Source organism: Bradyrhizobium sp. Ken01 (assembly GCF_055807355.1).
The window spans coordinates 16,160-37,165 of sequence record NZ_JBVVPC010000057.1; the positions used below are offsets into that span (position 1 = coordinate 16,160).

At 64.6% G+C, this 21,006-nt stretch carries 18 protein-coding genes and 2 pseudogenes; 11 read left to right on the forward strand and 9 right to left on the reverse strand.

Features of this window, described 5'->3' with window-relative positions; translation table 11 throughout:
- The first annotated feature begins 39 nt into the window (after window positions 1-39).
- The gene (gene aptA, locus AC0L3S_RS34425; protein WP_473284170.1) at window positions 40-1,368 is read left to right on the forward strand and encodes an omega-aminotransferase AptA; all 1,329 of its coding nucleotides are present in this window, start codon (window positions 40-42) and stop codon (window positions 1,366-1,368) included.
- Window positions 1,369-1,438: 70 nt separating this feature from the next.
- Window positions 1,439-2,704 carry a D-amino acid dehydrogenase gene (locus AC0L3S_RS34430; protein WP_473284172.1) on the forward strand — a complete coding sequence of 422 codons (1,266 nt, stop codon included), beginning with the start codon at window positions 1,439-1,441 and terminating at the stop codon, window positions 2,702-2,704.
- Window positions 2,705-2,809: 105 nt separating this feature from the next.
- Here AC0L3S_RS34430 and AC0L3S_RS34435 read toward each other — a convergent pair whose 3' ends face one another.
- Complete coding sequence (locus tag AC0L3S_RS34435) at window positions 2,810-3,484, reverse strand: helix-turn-helix domain-containing protein (RefSeq protein WP_473284174.1); 675 nt, start codon at window positions 3,482-3,484, stop codon at window positions 2,810-2,812.
- Window positions 3,485-3,503: 19 nt separating this feature from the next.
- Window positions 3,504-3,641 carry a hypothetical protein gene (locus AC0L3S_RS34440; protein ID WP_473284176.1) on the reverse strand — a complete coding sequence of 46 codons (138 nt, stop codon included), beginning with the start codon at window positions 3,639-3,641 and terminating at the stop codon, window positions 3,504-3,506.
- A 23-nt stretch (window positions 3,642-3,664) separates the two neighbouring features.
- Here AC0L3S_RS34440 and AC0L3S_RS34445 point away from each other — a divergent pair, with 23 nt between their 5' ends.
- The 4 genes from AC0L3S_RS34445 to AC0L3S_RS34460 are packed head-to-tail and all read left to right on the forward strand — an operon-like array spanning window position 3,665 to window position 7,134.
- Window positions 3,665-4,423 carry an ABC transporter substrate-binding protein gene (locus tag AC0L3S_RS34445; RefSeq protein WP_473284178.1) on the forward strand — a complete coding sequence of 253 codons (759 nt, stop codon included), beginning with the start codon at window positions 3,665-3,667 and terminating at the stop codon, window positions 4,421-4,423.
- Between the two features lie 31 nt (window positions 4,424-4,454).
- The gene (locus AC0L3S_RS34450) at window positions 4,455-5,108 is read left to right on the forward strand and encodes an amino acid ABC transporter permease (RefSeq protein WP_473284180.1); all 654 of its coding nucleotides are present in this window, start codon (window positions 4,455-4,457) and stop codon (window positions 5,106-5,108) included.
- A complete protein-coding gene (locus AC0L3S_RS34455) occupies window positions 5,105-5,836 on the forward strand; it encodes an amino acid ABC transporter ATP-binding protein (RefSeq protein ID WP_027568180.1) in 732 nt (243 codons plus the stop codon). The genes AC0L3S_RS34450 and AC0L3S_RS34455 overlap by 4 nt, the downstream gene beginning before the upstream one ends.
- 11 nt (window positions 5,837-5,847) lie before the next feature.
- A complete protein-coding gene (locus tag AC0L3S_RS34460) occupies window positions 5,848-7,134 on the forward strand; it encodes an NAD(P)/FAD-dependent oxidoreductase (protein ID WP_473284182.1) in 1,287 nt (428 codons plus the stop codon).
- A 2-nt stretch (window positions 7,135-7,136) separates the two neighbouring features.
- On the opposite strand, the gene AC0L3S_RS34465 is transcribed toward AC0L3S_RS34460, so the two are convergent.
- The 3 genes from AC0L3S_RS34465 to AC0L3S_RS34475 all read right to left on the reverse strand — a co-directional run bounded on the left by AC0L3S_RS34465 (window position 7,137) and on the right by AC0L3S_RS34475 (window position 9,391).
- Window positions 7,137-8,726: a gamma-glutamyltransferase family protein gene (locus AC0L3S_RS34465; protein WP_473284184.1), complete on the reverse strand. Its 1,590-nt coding sequence runs from the start codon at window positions 8,724-8,726 to the stop codon at window positions 7,137-7,139.
- A 245-nt stretch (window positions 8,727-8,971) separates the two neighbouring features.
- Entirely contained in the window at window positions 8,972-9,148 is a 177-nt protein-coding gene (locus AC0L3S_RS34470) for a hypothetical protein (protein ID WP_473284186.1), read from the reverse strand.
- 9 nt (window positions 9,149-9,157) lie between these two features.
- Complete coding sequence (locus tag AC0L3S_RS34475; RefSeq protein WP_007600593.1) at window positions 9,158-9,391, reverse strand: DUF6894 family protein; 234 nt, start codon at window positions 9,389-9,391, stop codon at window positions 9,158-9,160.
- A gap of 206 nt (window positions 9,392-9,597) precedes the next feature.
- On the opposite strand from AC0L3S_RS34475, the gene AC0L3S_RS34480 reads away from it, so the two are divergent.
- The 3 genes from AC0L3S_RS34480 to AC0L3S_RS34490 all read left to right on the forward strand — a co-directional run bounded on the left by AC0L3S_RS34480 (window position 9,598) and on the right by AC0L3S_RS34490 (window position 13,720).
- Window positions 9,598-11,670: a PQQ-dependent sugar dehydrogenase gene (locus AC0L3S_RS34480; protein ID WP_473284188.1), complete on the forward strand. Its 2,073-nt coding sequence runs from the start codon at window positions 9,598-9,600 to the stop codon at window positions 11,668-11,670.
- The gene (locus tag AC0L3S_RS34485) at window positions 11,627-12,568 is read left to right on the forward strand and encodes an SMP-30/gluconolactonase/LRE family protein (protein WP_473284190.1); all 942 of its coding nucleotides are present in this window, start codon (window positions 11,627-11,629) and stop codon (window positions 12,566-12,568) included. Before AC0L3S_RS34480 ends, AC0L3S_RS34485 begins: the two co-directional genes overlap by 44 nt.
- A 126-nt stretch (window positions 12,569-12,694) precedes the next feature.
- On the forward strand, window positions 12,695-13,720 hold the full coding sequence (locus AC0L3S_RS34490; protein WP_473284192.1) for a histone deacetylase family protein: 1,026 nt from the start codon (window positions 12,695-12,697) through the stop codon (window positions 13,718-13,720).
- 138 nt (window positions 13,721-13,858) lie between these two features.
- Here AC0L3S_RS34490 and AC0L3S_RS34495 read toward each other — a convergent pair.
- From AC0L3S_RS34495 to AC0L3S_RS34505, 3 genes and pseudogenes are all read right to left on the reverse strand, one after another.
- A pseudogene (locus tag AC0L3S_RS34495) lies at window positions 13,859-14,698 on the reverse strand (LLM class flavin-dependent oxidoreductase).
- The gene (locus AC0L3S_RS34500; RefSeq protein ID WP_473284194.1) at window positions 14,695-15,426 is read right to left on the reverse strand and encodes a 4'-phosphopantetheinyl transferase family protein; all 732 of its coding nucleotides are present in this window, start codon (window positions 15,424-15,426) and stop codon (window positions 14,695-14,697) included. The pseudogene AC0L3S_RS34495 and the gene AC0L3S_RS34500 overlap by 4 nt, the downstream one beginning before the upstream one ends.
- A gap of 556 nt (window positions 15,427-15,982) precedes the next feature.
- Window positions 15,983-16,959: pseudogene (locus AC0L3S_RS34505) on the reverse strand (condensation domain-containing protein); the annotation flags it as partial.
- A 135-nt stretch (window positions 16,960-17,094) separates the two neighbouring features.
- Here AC0L3S_RS34505 and AC0L3S_RS34510 point away from each other — a divergent pair.
- Window positions 17,095-18,045, forward strand: coding sequence for a DUF6492 family protein (locus tag AC0L3S_RS34510; RefSeq protein ID WP_473284196.1), 951 nt, complete (start codon window positions 17,095-17,097; stop codon window positions 18,043-18,045).
- Between the two features lie 12 nt (window positions 18,046-18,057).
- Here the strand turns inward: AC0L3S_RS34510 and AC0L3S_RS34515 are convergent, their stop codons facing one another.
- On the reverse strand, window positions 18,058-19,125 hold the full coding sequence (locus AC0L3S_RS34515) for an endo-1,4-beta-xylanase (protein ID WP_473284198.1): 1,068 nt from the start codon (window positions 19,123-19,125) through the stop codon (window positions 18,058-18,060).
- A gap of 305 nt (window positions 19,126-19,430) precedes the next feature.
- Here AC0L3S_RS34515 and AC0L3S_RS34520 point away from each other — a divergent pair, with 305 nt between their 5' ends.
- Window positions 19,431-20,867: a lipopolysaccharide biosynthesis protein gene (locus AC0L3S_RS34520; RefSeq protein ID WP_473263345.1), complete on the forward strand. Its 1,437-nt coding sequence runs from the start codon at window positions 19,431-19,433 to the stop codon at window positions 20,865-20,867.
- Window positions 20,868-21,006: the final 139 nt, after the last annotated feature.

The window sequence follows — 21,006 nt, forward strand, 5'->3', positions numbered from 1 at the left end:
CCGTGCCTCTGGTACGAGGTCAGCAAAGGAGCGTGGCCCGTGACCCTTCATCAGATTCCGAACACCATCAAGACCGACTCGTTCTGGATGCCGTTCACGGCCAACCGGCAGTTCAAGAAGGCGCCGCGCCTGTTCTCCTCGGCCGAAGGCATGCACTACACCACCGTCGACGGCCGCAAGGTGATCGACGCCTCCGCCGGCCTCTGGTGCGTCAATGCCGGCCACGGCCGCAAGCAGATCGCGGCTGCCGTCGAGCGCCAGCTGATGACGCTGGATTTCGCACCGTCGTTCCAGATGGGCCATCCGCTGGCATTCGACTTCGCCGAGCGTCTGGCCGAGATCGCGCCGAAGGGCCTCGATCGCATCTTCTTCACCAATTCCGGCTCCGAGTCGGTCGATACCGCGCTGAAGATCGCGCTCGCCTATCACCGTGCCAACGGCCAAGCGAGCCGCACCCGCCTGATCGGCCGCGAGCGCGGCTATCACGGCGTCGGCTTCGGCGGCACCTCGGTCGGCGGCATGGTCGCCAACCGCCGCGCCTTCGCCACCCTGCTGCCGGGCATCGACCACATCCGCCATACCCACGATCTCACCCGCAACGCCTTCGCCAAGGATCAGCCCGAGCATGGCGCCGAGCTCGCCGATGATCTCGAGCGGCTGGTGGCCCTGCACGGCGCCGAGACCATTGCTGCCGTCATCGTCGAGCCGGTGCCGGGCTCGACCGCGGTGTTGCCGCCGCCGAAGGGCTATCTCCAGCGCCTGCGCGAGATCTGCGACAAGCACGGCATCCTCCTGATCTTCGACGAGGTCATCACCGGCTTCGGCCGCCTCGGCACGCCGTTCGCCGCCAACTTCTTCGGCGTCACGCCTGATATGATGACGACGGCTAAGGGCATCACCAACGGCACCATTCCCTGCGGCGCCGTGTTTGCGAGCCGCAAGGTTCACGACGGCCTGATGGTCGGCCCCGAGAACGCGATGGAGCTGTTCCACGGCTATACCTATTCGGCCCATCCGGTCGCCTGCGCCGCGGGCATCGCCACGCTCGACATCTACAAGGACGAAGGCCTGCTGACGCGCGGTGCGTCGATCTCAGAATATTGGCGCGATGCGCTGCATTCGCTGAAGGGCCTGCCCAACGTCGTCGACATCCGCAATTGCGGCCTGATGGGCGCGGTCGAACTGTCGCCGCGTGACGGCACCGTCGGCGTGCGTGGCTACGACGTCATGGTCGACTGCTTCAATCGCGGGCTGTACTTCCGCATGAGCGGCGATAGCTTTGCGCTGTCGCCTCCGCTCATCGTCGAGAAGAGCCACATCGACGATATCGTGTCGATCCTCGGCGATGCCATCAAGCGGGTGGCCTGATAATTGCTCTCGCCGTTGCGGAGTTCCCTCTTGCAGCGGCGAGCGTGATGCCGCGGGAGTTTGACGAAGCGTGAAAGTTCTGATCCTCGGCAGCGGCGTCATCGGTGTCACCTCTGCCTACTACCTCGCGCGTGCCGGCCATGAGGTGACGGTTGTCGACCGTCAGCCCGAGCCGGCGCTCGAGACCTCCTTTGCCAATGCCGGCGAAGTGTCGCCCGGCTATTCCTCGCCCTGGGCTGGTCCCGGCGTACCGGTGAAGGCGTTCAAATGGCTGCTGATGAAGCACGGCCCGCTGGTGATCCGGCCGAAGCTCGATCCCGCGATGTGGGTCTGGCTGCTCAAGATGCTGCGCAACTGCACCAGCGAACGTTACGCGGTCAACAAGAGCCGGATGATTCCGATCGCGGAATATAGCCGCGATTGCCTGCGCGATCTGCGCCGCGACATCGGCATCCAGTATGACGAGCGCTCGCAGGGCACCTTGCAGCTGTTCCGCTACCAGGCCCAGCTCGACGGCACCGGAGAGGACATCGCCGTGCTCAAGGAGTACGGCGTACCGTTCGAGGTGCTGAGCCGCGAGGGCTGCATCGCGGCCGAGCCGGCGCTGGCGGGCGTGAAGGAGAAGTTCGCGGGCGGGCTGCGCTTGCCGCAGGACGAGACCGGCGACTGTCACATGTTCACGCAGGCCCTGGCCAAGCATGCCGAAGCGCTCGGCGTGCGCTTCATGTTCAACACCGGCATCGACCGCATCGTCACCGACGGTGCGCGCGTCAGCGGCGTCGCGACCAGCGCCGGCATGTTGCAGGCAGACGCTTACGTGCTCGCGCTCGGAAGCTGGTCGTCGCGGCTGGTCGCGCCGCTCGATATTTCGCTTCCGGTCTATCCCGTGAAGGGCTATTCGATCACGGTGCCGATCAAGGACGCTTCCGGTGCGCCGGAATCGACTGTGATGGACGAGAGCTATAAAGTCGCCATCACGCGCCTCGGCAATCGCATCCGCGTCGGCGGCACCGCCGAAATCTCCGGCTTCTCGAGCCAGCTCTACGACGCGCGGCGCGCCACGCTCGATCACTCGCTGACCGATCTGTTCCCGCGCGGCGGCGATCTCTCCAAGGCGACGTTCTGGAGCGGCCTGCGCCCGATGACCCCGGACGGCCCGCCCGTGATCGGCCCGACGCAATACGCCAACCTTCACCTCAACACCGGCCACGGCACGCTGGGCTGGACCATGTCCTGCGGCTCCGGCCGCGTGCTCGCCGACATGCTGTCGGGCAAGAAGCCGGACATTGATGTGAGCGCGCTGACAGTGGACCGGTACAAATATCGGTTCGGCTAAGTCTCTATCCTCCCGTCATCGCGAGGAGCGAAGCGACGAAGCAATCCAGAGTGTCTCCGCGGTGAGAGTCTGGATTGCTTCGCTTCGTTCGCAATGACGGCTGCGCTACCCCGTCCCCGTCACGCAATTCACCCACAGCACCACCGCCTTGGCATCCTCGGCCGGGTTGGAGAACCGGTGCGGCCTTCGGCTTGCAAACCGAAAACTGTCGCCGGCCTTCAGCGACCATGTCTCGCTGTCCACTGTCAGCATCATCTCGCCTTCGAGCACAAGGCCGGCCTCTTCGCCGTCATGCGTGTAGAGTTCGTCGCCGGTGGAGCCGCCGGGCTCCAGATGTACCAGGAACAGGTTGAGGCGGTTGTCGGCGCTGGCGGGGCTCAGCAATTGCTTCGACACGCCGGTGCGCCAGAGCTTCAGCTCGGGCCGCTGAAGCCCGCGCGTGACGATTTGGTCGGATGCACCGTCGGCGTTCGGGCTCGCGCCGAACAGCGCGGCGATGCCGACGCCGAGCACGTCGGCGAGCGTGGCCAGCACGCGCAGCGACGGCGACGACAGGCCGCGCTCGATCTGGCTGAGAAAGCCGATCGACAGCTCCGTGCGCGAAGCGACCGTCTCGAGCGAGAATTGCCTGATCCGCCTGAGATCGCGAATGCGGCGGCCAACCGCGACATCCATTGCCGGCTCGGCCGCTTTGGCGATAGCCTTGGTGCTGGCGTTGGCTTTCACCTTCGCCTTCATCTGCACCTTCTTCACCGGCTTTGCGGCGGCCGGTCTGCGCATTCTTTTGCCACCGCTCACGTCAAACCGCTTCCTTCATGTCCATGAAAACCGCTTGCAACTGCCGTGAAAGTGTGACCAAATTTTCATATTGGTGAAAATAGGCCGAAACGGCTTGGCCCGCAACGTCTGCGATGACGAGATCCGCGAGCGCCGCCATCGGCCGGACCCAAGGGGGATGCGATGAAGCGTTTTGGTCTGGCCGCGGTAGCGGCACTCGCGATTGCCGCAGCAGCGCCGGCTTCGGCGCAGCAAGTGCTGAAGGTCGGCTCGACGCCGACAGGCATTCCCTTCACCTTCCTCGACACCAAGACCAATTCCATCCAGGGCATCATGGTCGATCTCGTCACTGAAGTGGGCAAGGATGCCGGCTTCAACGTGCAGATCGAGCCGATGCAGTTCTCGGCGCTGATCCCGTCGCTGACATCGAGCAAGATCGACATCATCGCGGCCGCGATGTTCATCACCGCGCCGCGCAAGGAGGTCGTCGACTTCTCCGACCCGATCTACACTTATGGCGAAGGCCTCGTAGTGCCGAAGAGCGATGCCAAGGCCTACGCCACCCAGGACGATCTCAAGGGCGAGACCGTCGGCGCCCAGGTCGGCACCGCCTTCGTCGATGCGCTGAAGAAGTCCGGCCTGTTTGCGGACGTCAAGGCCTACGATACCATTCCCGACATCCTGCGCGACGTGAACACCGGCCGCCTCAAGGCCGGTTACGCCGACTATCCGATCCTCGCCTACAATCTGAAGCAGGGCGGCTTCCCCGAGGTGCGTCTGGTCGACGGCTATAAGCCCGTCACCGTCGGTTCGGTCGGCATCGGCGTGCGCAAGGGCGAGACCGCGCTGCTCGGCAAGATCAACGCCTCGCTCGCCAAGCTGAAGGCCAACGGCACTGTCGACAAGATCCTCGATAAATGGGGTCTGAAGGCGCAAGGTTGATCGCGAGAGGCCGATCGATGAAGGCTGATCGATGAAAGGCTTCTGGCACGACGCGGCCGAATTCTTCCCGATCCTGATGAGCGGCGTCGTGCTGACGATCGTCGTCACCATCGGCTCGCTGCTGCTTTCGACGGTGCTTGGCCTGGTCTGGGCGATGATGCGGGTCTCCGGCATCCGCGCCCTGTCGCTGCTCAGCGCCAGCCTGATCAATGTGATCCGCGGCATTCCGATCATCGTGCTGTTGTTCTACCTCTACTTCGTGATGCCGGATCTCGGCGTCACGCTCAGCGCGTTGCAGGCCGCGATCCTCGGGCTCGGCATCGCCTACTCGGCCTATCAGGCAGAGAATTTTCGCGCCGGCATCGAGGCCATCGACAAGGGGCAGATCGAGGCGGCGCAATCGATCGGCATGGGCTGGTGGCTGACCATGCGTCGCGTCGTGCTGCCGCAGGCGGTGCGTATCGTGCTGCCGCCCTACGGCAACGTCATGATCATGATGCTGAAGGATTCCTCGCAGGCCTCGACCATCACGGTCGCCGAGCTCGCGTTGCAAGGCAAGCTGATCGCGTCCTCGACCTTCAAGAACACCAACGTGTTTACGATGGTTGCGCTGATGTATCTCACCATGAGCATTCCGCTGATCCTGCTGGTCCGCCACTTCGAGAAGCGGGCCGGCAAGAAATGATCGAGCTGACCGACGTCCACAAGAGCTTTGGCGAGAACGAGGTGCTCAAGGGCATCACGGCGTCCGTCCAGAAGGGCGAGGTGGTCTGCATCGTCGGCCCCTCCGGCTCCGGCAAGTCCACCATCTTGCGCTGTATCAATGGTCTCGAAAGCTATGACCGCGGCGAGATCAGCGTCGAGGGATTGAAGGTCGACCGCGACGCGCCGTCGATCGTGCAAGTCCGCACCCAGGTCTCGATGGTGTTCCAGCGCTTCAACCTGTTTCCGCACCGGACCGTGCTGGAGAACGTCGTCGAAGGTCCGCTCTATGTGAAGAAGGAGCCGCGCGCTGCCGCATTCGAGCGTGGCCGCGCGCTGCTCGCCCAGGTGGGCCTTGCCGAGAAAGCCAACGAACATCCGCCGCAGCTCTCCGGCGGCCAGCAGCAACGCGTCGCGATCGCACGGGCGCTGGCGATGCAGCCCAAGGCCATCCTGTTCGACGAACCGACCTCGGCGCTCGATCCTGAATTGGTCGGCGACGTTCTCGGCGTGATGCGCAAGCTCGCCGACGATGGCATGACGATGGTCGTCGTCACCCACGAGATGGGCTTTGCCCGCGACGTCGCCGACCGCGTGCTGTTCATCGACGGCGGCGTCATCGTCGAGCAGGGACCGGCAAAATCGGTGCTCAACCAACCGCAGCATGCGCGGACGCAGGATTTTCTGCGCCGCGTGCTGCATCCGCTCTGATCGGTCTCGCCATGACCACGCGCCTGCCTCTGCCGCCGTCTCTCTATGCCGACACCGCCGTCGCGCCGGTGGCCACGCCGCCACTCGACGCCGACAAGACGGTCTCGGTCGCCATCATCGGCGGTGGCTACACAGGTCTGTCCACCGCGTTGCATCTGGCGGAGCAGGGCGTCGAGGCGCTGGTGCTGGAGGCGCAGGAGCCGGGCTGGGGCGCATCCGGCAATAATGGCGGCCACACCAATCCCGGCTTGAAGCACGACCCAGATCAGATCGAGGCGGATTTCGGCACTGAGCTCGGCCGCCGCATGATCGACTTCTCCTACGGCACGACGAATTTCACGCATGATTTGATCCGCCGCTACCAGATCCCGTGCGAGGCGCGGCAGAACGGTACGCTGCGCGCGGCCTATAACGAGTCCAGCGCCGCGGCGATCAAGACAACCGCAGAACAGTGTATCGCCCGTGGCATGCCGGTGACGTACCTCAATCGCGAGCAATTGCGCGAGATGACCGGCACGGATCGTTACACCGGCGCCATGTTCGATACCCGGGGCGGCGACCTGCATCCCCTCAGCTATGCCCGCGGCCTCGCGCGTGCTGCGATCTCGGCAGGCGCGAAGGTGCATGGTGAGACGCCGGCGCTGTCGCTCCGTCGCGAGGGCAGCCGCTGGCGCATCGAGACTCCGCGTGCGGTGGTGCATGCCGAAAAGGTGCTGCTCGCGACCAACGGTTTTACGGACGATCTCTGGCCGGCGCTCCGCCGCACCATTGTGCCGGTGTTCTCTTCGATCGCTGCCACCGCGCCGCTCTCGGACGACGTCGCGCGTTCGATCATGCCGACGCGTCCCGTCCTTTACGAGAGCGGCCACATCACCGTCTATTACCGCATCGATCAGCAGAACCGCCTCTTGATGGGCGGCCGCGGCCCGATGCGCTGGATCAGTTCGCCCACCGACGTCGCCTATCTCATGCGATACGCCGAACGGCTGTGGCCGCAGCTCAAGGGCGTTGCCTGGACCCATGGCTGGAACAGCCGGCTCGCCATCACCGCGGATCATTACCCGCATGTGCACGAGCCCGCGGACAACCTCCTGATCTCGCTCGGTTGCAACGGCCGCGGCGTCGCGCTCTCGACCGCGATGGGCGCGCAGCTCGCGCGGCGTCTGATCGGCGGCGCCAAGGCCGAGATCGACATGCCCGTCACCGGCATCAAGCCGATCCCGATGCACGCATTCTGGCCGGTGGGCGTGACGACGGCAGTGATCGCGGGCCGGGTGCGGGACCGGCTGGGGATCTAAGCTCAGCCCTCCGCCACCGCGTCGGCCCAGGGCTGGAAGATCTCGACCGCGCCGGAATTGGTGTCGCCGTCGCGCATCACGACGCTCGGGCAGGCGAACTTCTGCGGCAAGGACTGCACCCGCGCTTCCTCATAGTCGAATCGCGCCGCGAGCGTCTCACGTGTGTCCGCCGGCAACCTGGTATCGCCGATCACGATCGCGCCTTCGCTGGCGTCGATCCGCGGTTGGTGGATCGCGGCATCGAGATCCATGCCGAAATCCATCGCAAACGACACGATCTGCATCACCGAGGGCAGGATGCGGCGACCGCCGGAGGCGCCGACCGCGAGCCGTCTGCCGTCCCTGGTCTCGGCGATGACGGGCGTGTAATTGGTGAGGCAGCGCTTGCCAGGGGCGAGCGAGTTGGTGGTGCCCGGCGTCGGGTCGAACCACATGATGCCGTTGTTCATGGCGATGCCGGTGTGCGGCGTGACGTATTTCGAGCCGAAGGATGACAGCAGCGTCTGCGTCACCGCCGCGATGTTGCCGTGGCGGTCGACCACGGAGAAGTGCGTGGTGCAGGCGGGCGCCAGATAGTCCGCGCCGAGCGAGCGCTTGCCGTCGGCATCGCCCATGTCCTTGAGCCGCTCGCGATAGGCCGATTGCAGCGCGGCGGCATATTCGGCGTAGGCGGCCGCATCGGGCGCGCGTCCCGGCTTCAGGTTCTGTTGCAACAGGCGCAGCGCATGCGCCATCGTCGGCCCGGCCGTGAGCTCCGGCGTCGCAAACACCTTGCCGCCGCGATAGGGGATCGCGAGCGGCTCGCGCGGATGGGCTCGGAACGCGGCGAGGTCCTCCACCGACAGCGCGCCGCCGTCGGCGTTGATGTCGGATGCGATGCTCCTGGCGAGATCGCCTTGGTAGAAATCGCGCGGACCGGCGGCCGCAAGATGCGACAACGTCGCCTTCAGCGCATCCAGCGGCAGCCGCGTCTCGGACTTGATGCCCCATGGCGCGCTTGGAGGAAGGCCGTCCTTCAGGAACGTTGTCGCGCTCGCGGGATAGCGCCGAAGATCGGCCGCCGATGCCGCGATCGTCAGCGTGGTCCACCAGTCGACCAGCAGGCCTTCGCCGGCGAGGGCCGCGGCCGGCGCGACCAGATCTTTCCACGGCAGCCTGGCATGGCGGTGATGCGCCTCCTCCATGCCGGCGACGACGCCGGGCACGGCGATCGCGCCGGGGCCGTGGATGTTGCGGTCGTCCTTGACCCGCTGCCAGGGAAACAGATCGGAAGCCGCGCCTTCGCCGCTGAGCGGATAGTCGGCGGCGCGCAGGCCTTGCGGCGCGCACATGCCGTAGTCGATCACCTCGTAGCGATTTTCCGCGGCACGGTAGAGCACCATCGCGCCGCCGCCGCCCATGCCGCTGTTCCAGGGCTCCAGCACGTTCAGCGCGAAGGTGGTAGCGACGATCGCATCCACGCAGTCGCCGCCCGCCGCCAGCACTTGCGCCCCCACTTCGGCCGCCCGCCGGGACTGTGCGGCGACGATGCCGCCTCTGGATGTGACGGCGGGCTTGCGGACGGTTTGGGTGTGGCTGAACTGGTGCGGCATGATGATGTCTGTGTGCTGTCTTCGGTTTGGCTTCGTTGCGCTGAGCTCCGCGAAGAATGGCACATCGCCCCCACCGAGAACATCGAAAGGGCGAGGCGGCATGGCTGGTGTGAAACAGGCGAGGGAGGCGCCAACGCGAGAGTGCCCGGGGCATAGGCGAGCGGAAGCGACGCCGTCCTTCGGACGGCTACGCCCGGGCATCATGAGTTGAGAGACCGATCAGTGGGAAGCGGAAGCTACAGGGCTCAGCGCGCGCGATCCAGCCGGCTGGCCTGATACTTGGCGTGCCATTTCGGGCCAGGCCCGCGCATGTAGTGGAGCTCGGGCCGGTAGGGATTGCCCGCGATCCGGATCAGCGTCAGCCATTTGCTGGCGATGAAGTTCAGGGGCTGGCGGAGCAGGATCAGTGACGCGAGCAACATGGCATCACCTCAGTGCGGCTTGCCGAGCATGGCAGTGAAGGGGAGATCGAAGATCTCCTCGCCGTCGGAGCCGCTGACATGGATCACCCAGTCGCGCCAATCCTCAGCGCCGGGCGTCAGGATCATCGCGTTCATGATCTGGGCGGCACGGTCGCGCGCCTCGGTCAGGTTGGTCACCGCTGTGCCGCTGCGATCGATCAGCGTGCCCTCGGTATTGGAGCAGTGAAAATAGACCTGGACCATATGCGTCTCCTATTGGGAGCGATTGGGACGGCAAACCGATACCATTCCAAGCCTTCGCGAAACATTCGGGTCGAGCCCGGTAAGGGAATCTACGGAGATTGGTCGGCGCCAAGCCCCCTGCTGGTTTGATCACAAGGGGGTGTTGATCAACTGGACGGCATTCCCACGGCATGGAACAACCCTGGACGGAAAGTCCGGGAGGCGCCGTGAACCACCTCACATTTTGGCGTGAAAGCCGAAGCATGCGCGCGTGCGCGGTCGCCTTGGTGGTCCTCCTGACCCTGACCTCGGTAGGCTCATCAGAACCGGTCCGCAAGAGCGGCTATGCCATCGGCACGGAGACCTGCGGCAGTGCCGATCTGGCTTTTCCAAAAATCCAGATCGACATGAAGGCGGGATTTTGTGCGGGCCTCGTCGCCAGCGAGGAGGATCGGCTGAAATTCCCGCGCTCGATCGTCCAGGTGCCCGGTCGTGACCTGTTCGTGGTCGCCGACATGGCGGGCTGGGGCCATACCGATGGTCGGCTGCTGTTGCTCGACCCGCGCGCGCCCCACGGACAGCGGTTCAAGGAGCTGCTGACTGCAATCGAATATCCGTTCGGTCTCGTGATCGGCCCGGACAAGAAGCTCTATGCCTCGAGCGCGGAGACGATCTTCCGGTTCGATCCGCTCGCCGACAATCCGCGCGACACGGTCGAGACCATCGTCCGTCACATGCCGGGCCGCCGGATCACATTGCCCGACGGCGCCAGGGTCGACGAGAGCGCGCACCCGCTCAAGCAGTTTGTGTTCGACAGGAACGGCCGGCTGTTCGTCAATGTCGGCTCGCACAGCGACGACTGCATCACGCCGGCGCCGATCACGAGACCTTGCGCGGCGGCCGAGGGCGCTTCCGCGATGGCGTCGATCTGGCTGTTCACGCCGCCCCCGGGCGGTATCTTCCCGGCGTTGAAGCCTGGCGAACCCGACCCGCCGCACGGCGTCTATGCGCGGGGCCTGCGCAACTCTATGGCGCTGGCGCTGCACCCGAACTTTCCCGATGCGGGCTATGCCTTCCTGCAAGGCGAGAACGGTCGCGACCTGCCTGACATTTTCAAGCCGAACGAGGAGATCAACGCGATCGAGCAGGGCAGGCATTACGGCTGGCCCTATTGCTACGATCTGTCGACGCCGAGCCCCGAATTCAGGATCGTATTGCAGTCGGGGATCTACAAATCGCTGTGCACCGCCAACGCTCTCTACAAGGCGCCGTTCTCGCTGCTGCCGCCGCACGGCGCGCCGCTCGCGATGCTCTATTATCACGGTGCGAAATTTCCGGAGCTCGAGGGCAAGCTGCTGGTCGGCCTGCACGGCTATCGCCCGACCGGCAGCCGCGTCATCGTCTATGACGTCGACGACCACGGTTTCCCGAAGCCCGCCCCGGCGCCGGTGCGCTACCATGTCAGCTGCGCGGCCGATCCGACCCACAGCTTTCAGACCGAGGCCGGCGACGTCGCCGCCGCGCCGTTCGAGGAGCTGATCGCAGGCTGGCACCGCGTCAACGGCGTGCGGCCGCAGGGCGCCCCGGTCGGCATGACGGTCGCGGAGGACGGCGCAATCTGGCTGGTCGAGGACAAGAACCAGACCGTGATCCGGATCGACCGCACCGCGGGCGACGCGCCGCCGCCGTTGCCCTGCGACATGCGGAGCCAGGCGCTGATCGACCAGCTCGCGGCCTTCGTGGCCAGGGATGCTCAGAACAGCGCCCGGCTCACCAGCTTGCGCAAGGGCCTCGTCGAAAAACATTGCGTCGGCTGTCACTCGGATTTCGGCTTGAAGCCGGGCCAATCTGACGCTCAGAAGGACGCGACGGTGCTTCGCTTCATGCTGTCGCAGGATGGCTGGATCTATCCTGGTGATCCCGACTCCGGCAAGTTGCGCACGCGGCTTCGTGGGTTAGGCGCGGAGAAGCTGATGCCGCCGGGTGGCGAAGGCCTGCCGAAGGCCGAGCCTGGTTACACGCGCCTGCTCGATACGGCGGATCTGCTGGTGTCAAAAATGGTTCCAGGCATCCGGATGCGGACCAAATCCGGCCCGCCGCAGCGCAAGTTCTTTGGCAAAACCAACAAGGAATGCGGCGAAATACCGGCCGCCAAGGTCGTCGTCGTGACACAAAGGAACGCTGTAGACAAACCCGGCTTCAGCCGCTTCTTCCGGCCGGCCGATCCCTATCTGAATGGCGAGTGCAGCGACGGCGATGGCTATTACATCCGGCAGGAATTTCTGGTGCCTGTGCAGTAGCGTTGTTCTCGTCCTTGCGACGGCGCCCGCACGAGCGGAAACGAAACTGTTCGAAAGCGTGCAGGTGACGCCGTCAGGCGAATACACCTTTGGCATCGAAGGGCCGGCCGCCGATCTCGACGGCAATCTCTTCGTCGTCAATTTCGGCAAGCCCGGCACCATCGGCAAGCTGCCTGTCGGCGGCGCAGCGTCCGAGCCGTTCACGGCACTGCCCGAGGGCAGCGTCGGCAACGCCATCCGCTTCGCGCGCGACGGCACCATGTTCATCGCCGACTACAAGAAGCACAACATCTTCGCGATCCCGAAGGGATCGACCGAGCCCGCCATCTGGTTTCACTCCGACGAGATGAACCAGCCCAACGACATCACCATCGCCCGTGACGGCACGATCTACGCGAGCGATCCGAACTGGAAAGGTCGCGAAGGCCATATCTGGCGCATCGCGAAGGGAGCCGACGGAACGGTGCAGGGACAGCTCATGTCGGCGCCGCGCGCGATGGGCACCACCAACGGCATCGATCTCAGCCCCGATGACAAGACGCTCTATGTCGGGGAATCCAGCAGCGGTCAGATCTGGTCCTACATGGTCGGCGGCAACGAACTCACCAGTCCAAAACTCGTCAAGGCGTTTCAGCCCGACACCGTCGACGGCCTGCGCACCGACATGGCCGGCCGCCTCTATGTCGCGCGCATCCTCAAGGGCACGATCACGTTGATGAAGGCCAATGGCGCGGTCGAGCGGGAGATCGCGCTGAGGGCCAAGGAGCCGACCAATCTTGCCTTCGGAGGCCACGACGGCAAGACGATCTTCGTCACCCAGCGTCAGGGCGGCTTCGTCGAGTCCTTCCGCACCGACCAGCAGGGTCGCGAGCACTGCCTCCAGCGCGGGCGTTGCTGAGCTTCACGAGCGATCTGCTTCAGGCGCAGGGCGGTGCGACAGGGGCGGCATTCTTCTTGCTTGCATCTCGCCGCCGCGGGGATTTAGACATCTGTGGCACCCTCAAAGCGACCACGGAGTGTTCGAGTGAAAGCCGTCCATACCGAGCTGCATCGCAGCCACGATCCGCAATTCTTCCTCGTTCGCGGTGTCGTCAAGCGCACCACCGAGCAGCCCGAGCGTGCCGACCGCCTGCTCAAAGGGCTCAAGGACGGCAAGCACCAACTGGTCGAGCCAACCACATTCGGGCAGGGGCCGCGTGCGCGCATCCACAGTCCGGAATATTTGTCGTTCCTGAGTGAGGCCTGGGAGGCCTGGACCGCGCTCGGCGATTCCGGCCCGGAGATGATCGGCAATATCCATCCGGTGCGCCATGCCGCGACTTACCCCACCCATATCACCGGCAAGCTCGGCTGGCACACCGCCGACACTGCGGCGCCGATCGGCCCGGGCACCTGGGCCGCGGCCTGCGCTGCGACCGACGTCGCGGTCACCGCGGCACAGATGGTGATGGACGGCGAGGATGCGACCTATGCGCTCTGCCGGCCGCCCGGCCATCACGCCTATCGCGACATGGCCGGGGGCTTCTGCTTCCTCAACAACAGCGCGATCGCGGCGGCGCATCTGCGGCAGAAGCACGAGCGTGTCGTGATCCTCGACGTCGACGTCCATCACGGCAACGGAACGCAAGGAATCTTCTACGCGCGGCCCGATGTCTACACCGTTTCGATCCATGCCGATCCCGTCGCGTATTATCCTTACGTGTGGGGGTACGCGCATGAGCGCGGCGAAGGTCCCGGCCTCGGCGCCAATCTCAACATCCCCCTGGCGATCGGCACCGGCGATGACGGCTACATCCAGGCGATGGAGGTCGCACGCAAGGTGATCGAATCCTTTGCGCCCGGCGCCCTCGTCATCGCGCTCGGCCTCGACGCCTCCGAGCACGATCCGCTGAAGGGGCTCGCCGTCACCACGCCCGGCTTCCGCCGCATCGGCCAGGCCATCGCAAAGATGGGCCTGCCGACCGTGTTCGTGCAGGAGGGCGGCTACCTCTCGGATATCCTCGGCGCGAACCTGACCTCGGTGCTGGCGGGATTCGAAGAGGCGCGGTGATTTTCGCCGAGTAGCCCATCATTCTCCGTCGTTGCGCGCGTATCGAAGCAATCCAGAATCTTTCCGCGGAGGGACTCCGGATTGCTTCGCTACGCGCGCAATGACGATGTGGATGGATAGGTCGACTTCATCCACAACTCAAAACATCCCGCTTGCCGTGACCGCCTTGCAGACGTGCTGTATCTCGGTCTCGTCCGCGACCATGTCGAGCATGATCGTGGTCAGCCCCTTCGCGGCAAATTCCTTCAGCTTCGCGCCGATCTCCGCGTAGCTGCCGACGAGGTAGGGGCAGTCGGCCTGGAAGGTCAGGAACGGAAGCAGCCAATAGCCATTGTCCGCGAGCTCGCCGCTCTGGCCTCTCGTGGAGGCGCCGTTTCCACACGGAATCGCTGTTCTCCACGGTGAGCACGAGCAGCTCGCGATCATCGGCATTATCGCGGAAACGCGCCTTTGCGGCCTGCCGTGCCTCGTCGCGTCCCTCGCGGGCGAAGATTCCAAAATTTACCCCCGGCGCATCGAGGTCGCGGTCGAGATCGGGTGGCAGCATCTGCATCTTGAATGCAGCCGGTCTCCTTCGCTACGCGCCGTGCCGGCTCGGACTGGCCCGCGACCAGAAATTCCGCATGCGACAGCTCGTCGCCGAGCCCCTGCAAATCGCTGACCGCCGTCCCCGTGATCATGTTGAGATAGACCTTGCGGCCGTGGAGCTGCGAAGGACGAGACGAATTTTGCCGCCGTGAACGGGTGCATGTAGACCGGATTGACCGCGATCAGCGGTGAGGACCTCGTCGTCTCGCCGATGATGTGCTGGGCCATCGCCCAGGGCTCGACGAACACGTCGTTGCCTTCGAACAGCAGGATGCCTTCGAAGCCGTTACGGTCGGCGAACTGCGCCACCCGCATCAACTCGCCGATATATTTCTTGGGGGCGCGGTTGCGCGAAATCGCGGGAAAGACGCGCAGCCGCCACGGCGTCATTCAGCCGCCTCCTGCAGCGGCCATGCATTGCGGGTGATGGGAAGGCCGCCGGTGGCGCGGGAGCCGTCGGCGATCGCGAGACGATGCGAGGGCGACGGCGAGATCAGCTGAAATCGCCACCCGTGCGGATCATCGGCGATATCGGGCGTGAAGCTGATCTCGATGGCTTCGCGCGATACTTGCATCGCGAAAGCGTCGAGCGGCAAATTGAGGCCGAAACCCCTGGCCTTCAGATAGGCTTCTTTCAGCGTCCAGTAGTCGAAGAAGCGCTCGGTCGCAGCGGGCTCCGGCAGCCCGCGTAGCGTTTCAACCTCTTCCGGCGCGAAGAACCGAAGCGCAGTCGACAGCGGCGCCACTCGACGCGACACGGTCTCGACGTCGACGCCGACGGTCTCATGCCCTGACACGACGCAGGCGACGCAGCCGTCGGCGTGCGACAGGCTGAAATGCAGCGCGCTCGAGGTCTTGGGCGATACGACAAACGGCCGCCCGTAACGCCCGGGCGCAAATGACCAGTCGGTCGGTGCGACCTCAGGTGCGACGTGCGAGAGCGCAAGGCGCAACATCGCGTGCGCGAAAATATACTGTCGCTGGTGCCGCTCGAACACGAAGCGGTCGGCACGTACCCGTTCGTCGACCGAAAGCAGGCGCCGGCAGGTATCAACCGCATCCGGCGCGTCAAAAGTCTCGATCAGTCCGACAAACAGTTCAATTCTGTCGTCTGCCATCAATTGGGCCCATGGCGTCAGGCCGGGGCCAAATCCCCTGCCATGACGGAAGAATCAACTGAGAAAGAATCCACTAAGCGGACCGCTTCTAGCAGTCCACTCGGGCGAATCCTTGTCGATTGCTGGCCGGTTTACGGGCGCAAGCTTGTGCGAGACCCCAACTCGACACGCGAGCGGCCAAATCTGAAAACTGAAGCCCGAAAACTGAAGCCTGAAGATTCGTACAGCGTCCCGGCCGACGAGTCTTACGTCTTCTTCTTCTTGGACTTCTTGGAGCCGCCCAACATCGAAATGCTGGCGTCGACGTCCTTCAGCGCGGACTGCAGCTTCTTCTTCTCGGCGGCGAGCAACTACTGCAGGGCCTTGCGGTCCTTGTCGCTCAACGAGGTGCCTTTGGTAAATTTGATGAAACCCATAACGAACTCCCCGGTTGAAATATTCGTCCAAATCAAAACGCGAGAATAATCTTGCGCGATGGCGCCAAAGAATCAAGATGCAACTTGGTCATTCACAGCTTTGACGAGTGACCCCGTATTCGCACGTGCTCTGCGGCCGGTCATGCCGCCCTGCGATTGAGCAATCGGCCGAGTGGCGCCGCGACGAGATCCTCCATCCACTGGCCGACGGTAGCGCCGTCGAGCAGCTCGCTCTTGTAATTGCATGAACCGGTGATTCCCGTCGGCCGCTCCTTGAGCATCAGCACAGCCAGGTCTGGTCGATCGGCAGCACCGGCTGGCCTTCGCGGGCGACGTTGCCGATCGATCCTGTCGTGAGGTCAGGCAGATCGAGCGGCTGGCGCAGCGAATTTTGCAGGGTGAAGTAGACCCGGAGCAGCGAGGCTGGATTGACCCCTTCCTGCTCGAACAGCACGCCGATCGACCAGCCATCGACGACGGCGTGGTGCAGCGTCAGCAGCAACACGTGATCGCAATCGTGGAGTCGCAACAGCCGGGGGCGCAGCAGCGGCGCGCGGGTGGTGTCGATCGGGACATAGGTCTCCTGTTCGATCAGGAGATTGATCTTGCGGAGCTCCAGCGCCGTGCGCCGCTTGTTGTTGTGGGGCTGACCGTCGCCGATCGTCTCGACGGTCAGGACACGGTCGAGGGCGCCGGGCGCGGCGACGCGGCTGATGGGCTCCCCGCCGCTCCAGCCGAAATGGGTCCGCAGCGATTCGTGCCGGCGCACGATGTCGTCGATCGCCTGCGCCAGGGCGGCCAGATTGAGCGGCCCCTGGAGACGGAAGGCGAAACGCAGGTTGAACAGCGGCAGTCCCTGAAGATTCTGCTCGATCCGCAGCATCTGCTCCTGCGCGATCGAAAGCGTGGGAGGGCTGCTTTCGATCAGGCTCGCTCCAGCCAGCCTCGCTAGACTTGCGGCCGGCTTGTGTGGCTTTGCCGCGACGGCCTCGTCGACCCGTCGGGCAATCTCGTCGATCGTCGGTGCCTCGAAGATGGTCTTGATCGGCAGCGACACGCCGAGCGCCCGAGCGACGCGCGCCATCGCCTGGCCCGCCAGCAGCGAATGGCCGCCGAGCGCTTTCGCTGCATCGAGCAGGGGCTGCCGTCGGATGGCTAATGCTTCGTTTCATTTTACCTTGATTGCGAATGTAAGTATCCAACGCGTCTCGGCGCCGCTATGACTGCGGCCTGATCGCCATACGAGCGCGCCATGCATTCCGTTGCCCTGCTGACCGCCAGCTACGCCAAGGATATCGAGCGCTTTTCGCTGCTCAGCGAGAGCATCGACACCTGGTTGACGGGCTACACGCGGCATTATGTTCTCGTTAACGATGAGGATCTGCCGCTGTTCGCGCGGTTCGCTTCCGACAAGCGCGTCATCGTTCCGGCCTCCCGCTATTTGCCGAAATGGCTGTGGGCGCTGCCGCCGGCTCTCCAGTTCATCAGCAAACGGCGCGTCTGGCTGTCGCTGCTGTCGTCGCCCGTTCATGGCTGGCATATCCAGCAGATCCTCAAGATCGCCGGCGTCCTCAACGTGCCCGAACAGCGCGTCTGCATCCTGGATTCGGACAATCTGTTCTTCCGCGAATTCGACGTCGGCCAGTATGCCGGCGCCGAGAAGACGCCGCTGTTCGTCACGCGCAACGGGATCGACGCCGCCCACCCCTTGCATGTCCTGTGGCTCCGCACCGTTGATCAGCTCCTTGGCATCAAGGACCGGTCCTTCCCCGCCGACGACTATGTCGGCAACGCGCTGGTCTGGGACAAGGACACCGCGCGTGCGATGACCGACGCGATCAAGTCGGCGACGGGATTGAACTGGGTTCTGGCACTGTGCCGGAGGAAGAAGTTCTCGGAATATCTCATGTACGGCCATTTCGTCGCGAACGCGCCCGCGCATCTGGCCACCCATCGGGTCACCGAGGACAGCATCGCGGTCTCGCATTGGGATGACACCCGCCTCGACCGCCCGGCTATCGAATCGATGATGCGCGCCGCTTCGCCCGACCAGGTGGCGCTGTGCATCCAGTCCTATTCGTCGACCTCGATCGACGACATCCGCGGCGTGTTCCGCCTCAGCTCGCGCGACCGTCGCAGTCCGAGCCTGTCTCCGGAGGACATGGGGGACGAGGTTCAGTTCGAGGCTCCGAAGACGCGCTGAGACCCGGCGCCTTCACGCGTCCTTCGTGAACTTACTGATCACGTTCATGAACGGCTTCGGCTTGAACTCGCCGTCGAGCGGCAAGGGACGGTTCGGCTGCTTGTCCGCCCGCGCAAAGGTGCCGTTGATCCAGCTGTAGCGGTCCGAGAGGCCCCAGGTCAGGATCGAGCGCACTGGTCCGCTGGTCGAGATCGCGCTCAGGAGATCGTCGACGCGCTTGGCGACGATGGCATCGCGCTCCGCCGGCGTCCCCGTCAGCTTCTGGTCGTCGACATCGAGTTCGGTGACGTACACCTCGAGGCCCCAGGCGCGCAGCTCGGTGACGAACTCGGCGACCCCATGGGTGTCGATCTCGAGTTCGGCATGCAGATGCGATTGCAGTCCCACGGCATGCAACGGCACGCCCTGGTCGAGCAGGTCCATGATGAGATTGCGGTAGGCCGCGCGCTTCGCAATGAACGTGTCCTTTGCCGACTCGATGTCGTATTCGTTGATCGCGAGCTTGACGAAGGGGTCGGCCGCGGCCGCCGTGCGGAACGCCAGCGGAATCCAGCGATTGCCCAGGTGCTGCGTCCAGAACGAATCGCGCCGGTCTCTTGGACTGCGTGGATTGTCCGGAATCGGCTCGTTGACGACGTCCCACGACGTCAGCTTGTCCTTGTAATAGGAGACGACGGTGCCGATGTGGTCGAGATAGGCGCGCTCGACGCCCTTGGCATCCATGATCTGCTTGGTCCAGTCCGGAATGTCGTGATACCAAGCGAGCGCGTGGCCGCGCATCGTCAGGTCGTTCTGCCGCGCGAAATCCAGGATCGCGTCGGCGCGTTCGAAGGCAAAGGTGTGCGCGTCCGGACGCAGCATCGGCCATTTCAGCTCGAGCACCGGAACCACCTGCGTGCAATAGGTGCTGATGGCTTCGCCGAGCCTGGGATCGGCTTGCAGATCCCAGAGCGTGGCCGCGGCACCGAAACCCGGACGGCGCTGCGCCAGTTTCGACGCCGGCGCTGCGGACGCCGATGCGGCTGCCGCGAGTGCTGCGGCGCTGCCGAGGAGAAATTCGCGTCTGTCGAGCCTGGTCACGGCGTTCCTTGTCGAGCCAACGCGCCATCGTACCAAGCGGCGCCTTGCAACGCCGGGGTTTCCCCTCGTTGGGTTAACTTTGCTATCTGCGAATCTCGGTTCCTTTCCAGTGGTCGTGCTCCCACCAGGGAAGGGCAAATTTAACGCTAACCCGCGAAAGCGGCCTCAAAGCCGCATTCGCCGCCCGATCTCCAGACTTATGTGACATTCTTGAGAGATGCTGCGGCGCAATTCGTTCGCCCCGCCATGGTCCAATTGATGAACGGCCGTCACACTCGCAACAACGTTGCCGGTCCCGTGCTCGCATGCTGAACCGCCATTTCTCGATTTATCTCGTCGCCTACATCCTGCCTGCGGCGGTGGGCTTCTTCGCCGTCACGGCCTACACCCGGCTGCTGACGCCGGCGGAGTACGGCGTCTATGTTGTCGGTATCAGCCTGGCCGGCATTCTGGGCGCGATCTTCTTCGCCTGGATCAAGCTGTCGGTGTCGCGCTATCAGGCGATGTCGGCCGAGGTGGATTTTCGCGGCACGGCGATGGTCGCCTTCGCGCTCACCGTTGCCGTCCTCTGCGCCACCACGCCGCTGGTCTTCCTGTTCCGCAGCGACCTCAGCGTCGGGCTGTTGCTTGCCAGCATGTTCGTCGCGATCATGGCGAATGCCGTCGATGTCGGCCAGGAGTTCGAGCGCGCAAAACTGCGCCCTTACAGATTCGCGGCGATCTCGATCGTGCGCAGCGTATCCAGCGTCGGTTTCGGCCTGCTCGGCATCTGGCTCGGCTGGGGTGGACTGGGACTGCTTGCCGCATTCGGCCTGGGTTCGCTCGCCGGGATCATCCTGAACCTCGTCGGTGACCGCACCAGGATCGCGCGCTTTCAGCGCAGCCAGTTCGTGCAGCTCGCGCGCTACGGCCTGCCGCTGACGCTGGCCGGATTGTCCGTTGCGGTCTACTCGGCCTGCGACCGGCTCATCGTGGCTTATTTGCTCGGGAAGGACGCCGCCGGCATCTTTGGCGTCGCCGCCGATCTGCCGCGACAGTTCATGGTCATGATCGCCTCCAGCGTCGCCGCGGCAACCGTGCCGCTGGTGTTCCGGTCATTGTCGGAGAAAAACAACGAGACGACGCGGGAGCGGCTGACCGAGAGCCTCGAACTTCTGCTCGTCGTGGTCGCGCCCGTCGCCGTCTGGCTCGCGCTCGCAGCCGACCAGGTTGCCGGCACGCTCGTCGGCGTCGACTTCCGCGCCGGGGTGTCGGCATTGCTGCCGACCCTGGTGCTCGCGCGCTTGTTCGGTATCGCCAATCAATTCTACGTGCAGATCAGCTTCCAGCTTGCCGAGCGGCCGTTCATGCTGGCGGCGCAGTCGTTCCTGACGCTGGTCGTCAGCGTGGCGTTGATGTTCGTGCTGGTGGCCGGCCATGGCCTCTACGGCGCGGCGCTGGCGACGCTTGCGACCGAAGCGATCGGCTTCCTCGTTGCCGTCGTCCTGATGCATCGCGCCCATCCGGTGCCTTTCGACCTCCACCGCCTCGCCGGCGTTGCCGTCTCCGCCGCGGCGATGGCGGCTGCGATTCTCGTTGCACGATCCCAGGTCAATGGCATCGGCCTCGTTGCGCTCATGGTCGTGAGCCTTGCGGGCGGCCTCGCTTATGTCGCCGCCGGGTGGTTGCTGAACGTCGCAAATGTCCGGACGCTGTCGCTGCGTTTCCTGCGAACCTTCAATCGCAAGGCGCTGGGCGTTTAGCCGCGGTCTCTGACGAGACTCGGCCTCTTCGTCTGAAGCTCTGAAAGCGCCGCCTGGCTTGGCGATGACTCGGTTCCGGCCGGAGCGCACAGCCGCCCGGGTCCAGGCGTAGGGCGATTTTGTTGCGTCGGTGGCCATA

Coding starts and splice junctions, on each gene's coding strand:
- AC0L3S_RS34435 (WP_473284174.1), bottom strand. CDS start 3,484: ATGCGCAGACCGGCCGCCGCAAAGCCGGTGAAGAAGGTGCAGATGAAG.
- AC0L3S_RS34440 (WP_473284176.1), bottom strand. CDS start 3,641: ATGGCGGCGCTCGCGGATCTCGTCATCGCAGACGTTGCGGGCCAAGCC.
- AC0L3S_RS34445 (WP_473284178.1), top strand. CDS start 3,665: ATGAAGCGTTTTGGTCTGGCCGCGGTAGCGGCACTCGCGATTGCCGCA.
- AC0L3S_RS34450 (WP_473284180.1), top strand. CDS start 4,455: ATGAAAGGCTTCTGGCACGACGCGGCCGAATTCTTCCCGATCCTGATG.
- AC0L3S_RS34455 (WP_027568180.1), top strand. CDS start 5,105: ATGATCGAGCTGACCGACGTCCACAAGAGCTTTGGCGAGAACGAGGTG.
- AC0L3S_RS34460 (WP_473284182.1), top strand. CDS start 5,848: ATGACCACGCGCCTGCCTCTGCCGCCGTCTCTCTATGCCGACACCGCC.
- AC0L3S_RS34465 (WP_473284184.1), bottom strand. CDS start 8,726: ATGCCGCACCAGTTCAGCCACACCCAAACCGTCCGCAAGCCCGCCGTC.
- AC0L3S_RS34470 (WP_473284186.1), bottom strand. CDS start 9,148: ATGTTGCTCGCGTCACTGATCCTGCTCCGCCAGCCCCTGAACTTCATC.
- AC0L3S_RS34475 (WP_007600593.1), bottom strand. CDS start 9,391: ATGGTCCAGGTCTATTTTCACTGCTCCAATACCGAGGGCACGCTGATC.
- AC0L3S_RS34485 (WP_473284190.1), top strand. CDS start 11,627: ATGGCTATTACATCCGGCAGGAATTTCTGGTGCCTGTGCAGTAGCGTT.
- AC0L3S_RS34500 (WP_473284194.1), bottom strand. CDS start 15,426: ATGGCAGACGACAGAATTGAACTGTTTGTCGGACTGATCGAGACTTTT.
- AC0L3S_RS34510 (WP_473284196.1), top strand. CDS start 17,095: ATGCATTCCGTTGCCCTGCTGACCGCCAGCTACGCCAAGGATATCGAG.
- AC0L3S_RS34520 (WP_473263345.1), top strand. CDS start 19,431: ATGCTGAACCGCCATTTCTCGATTTATCTCGTCGCCTACATCCTGCCT.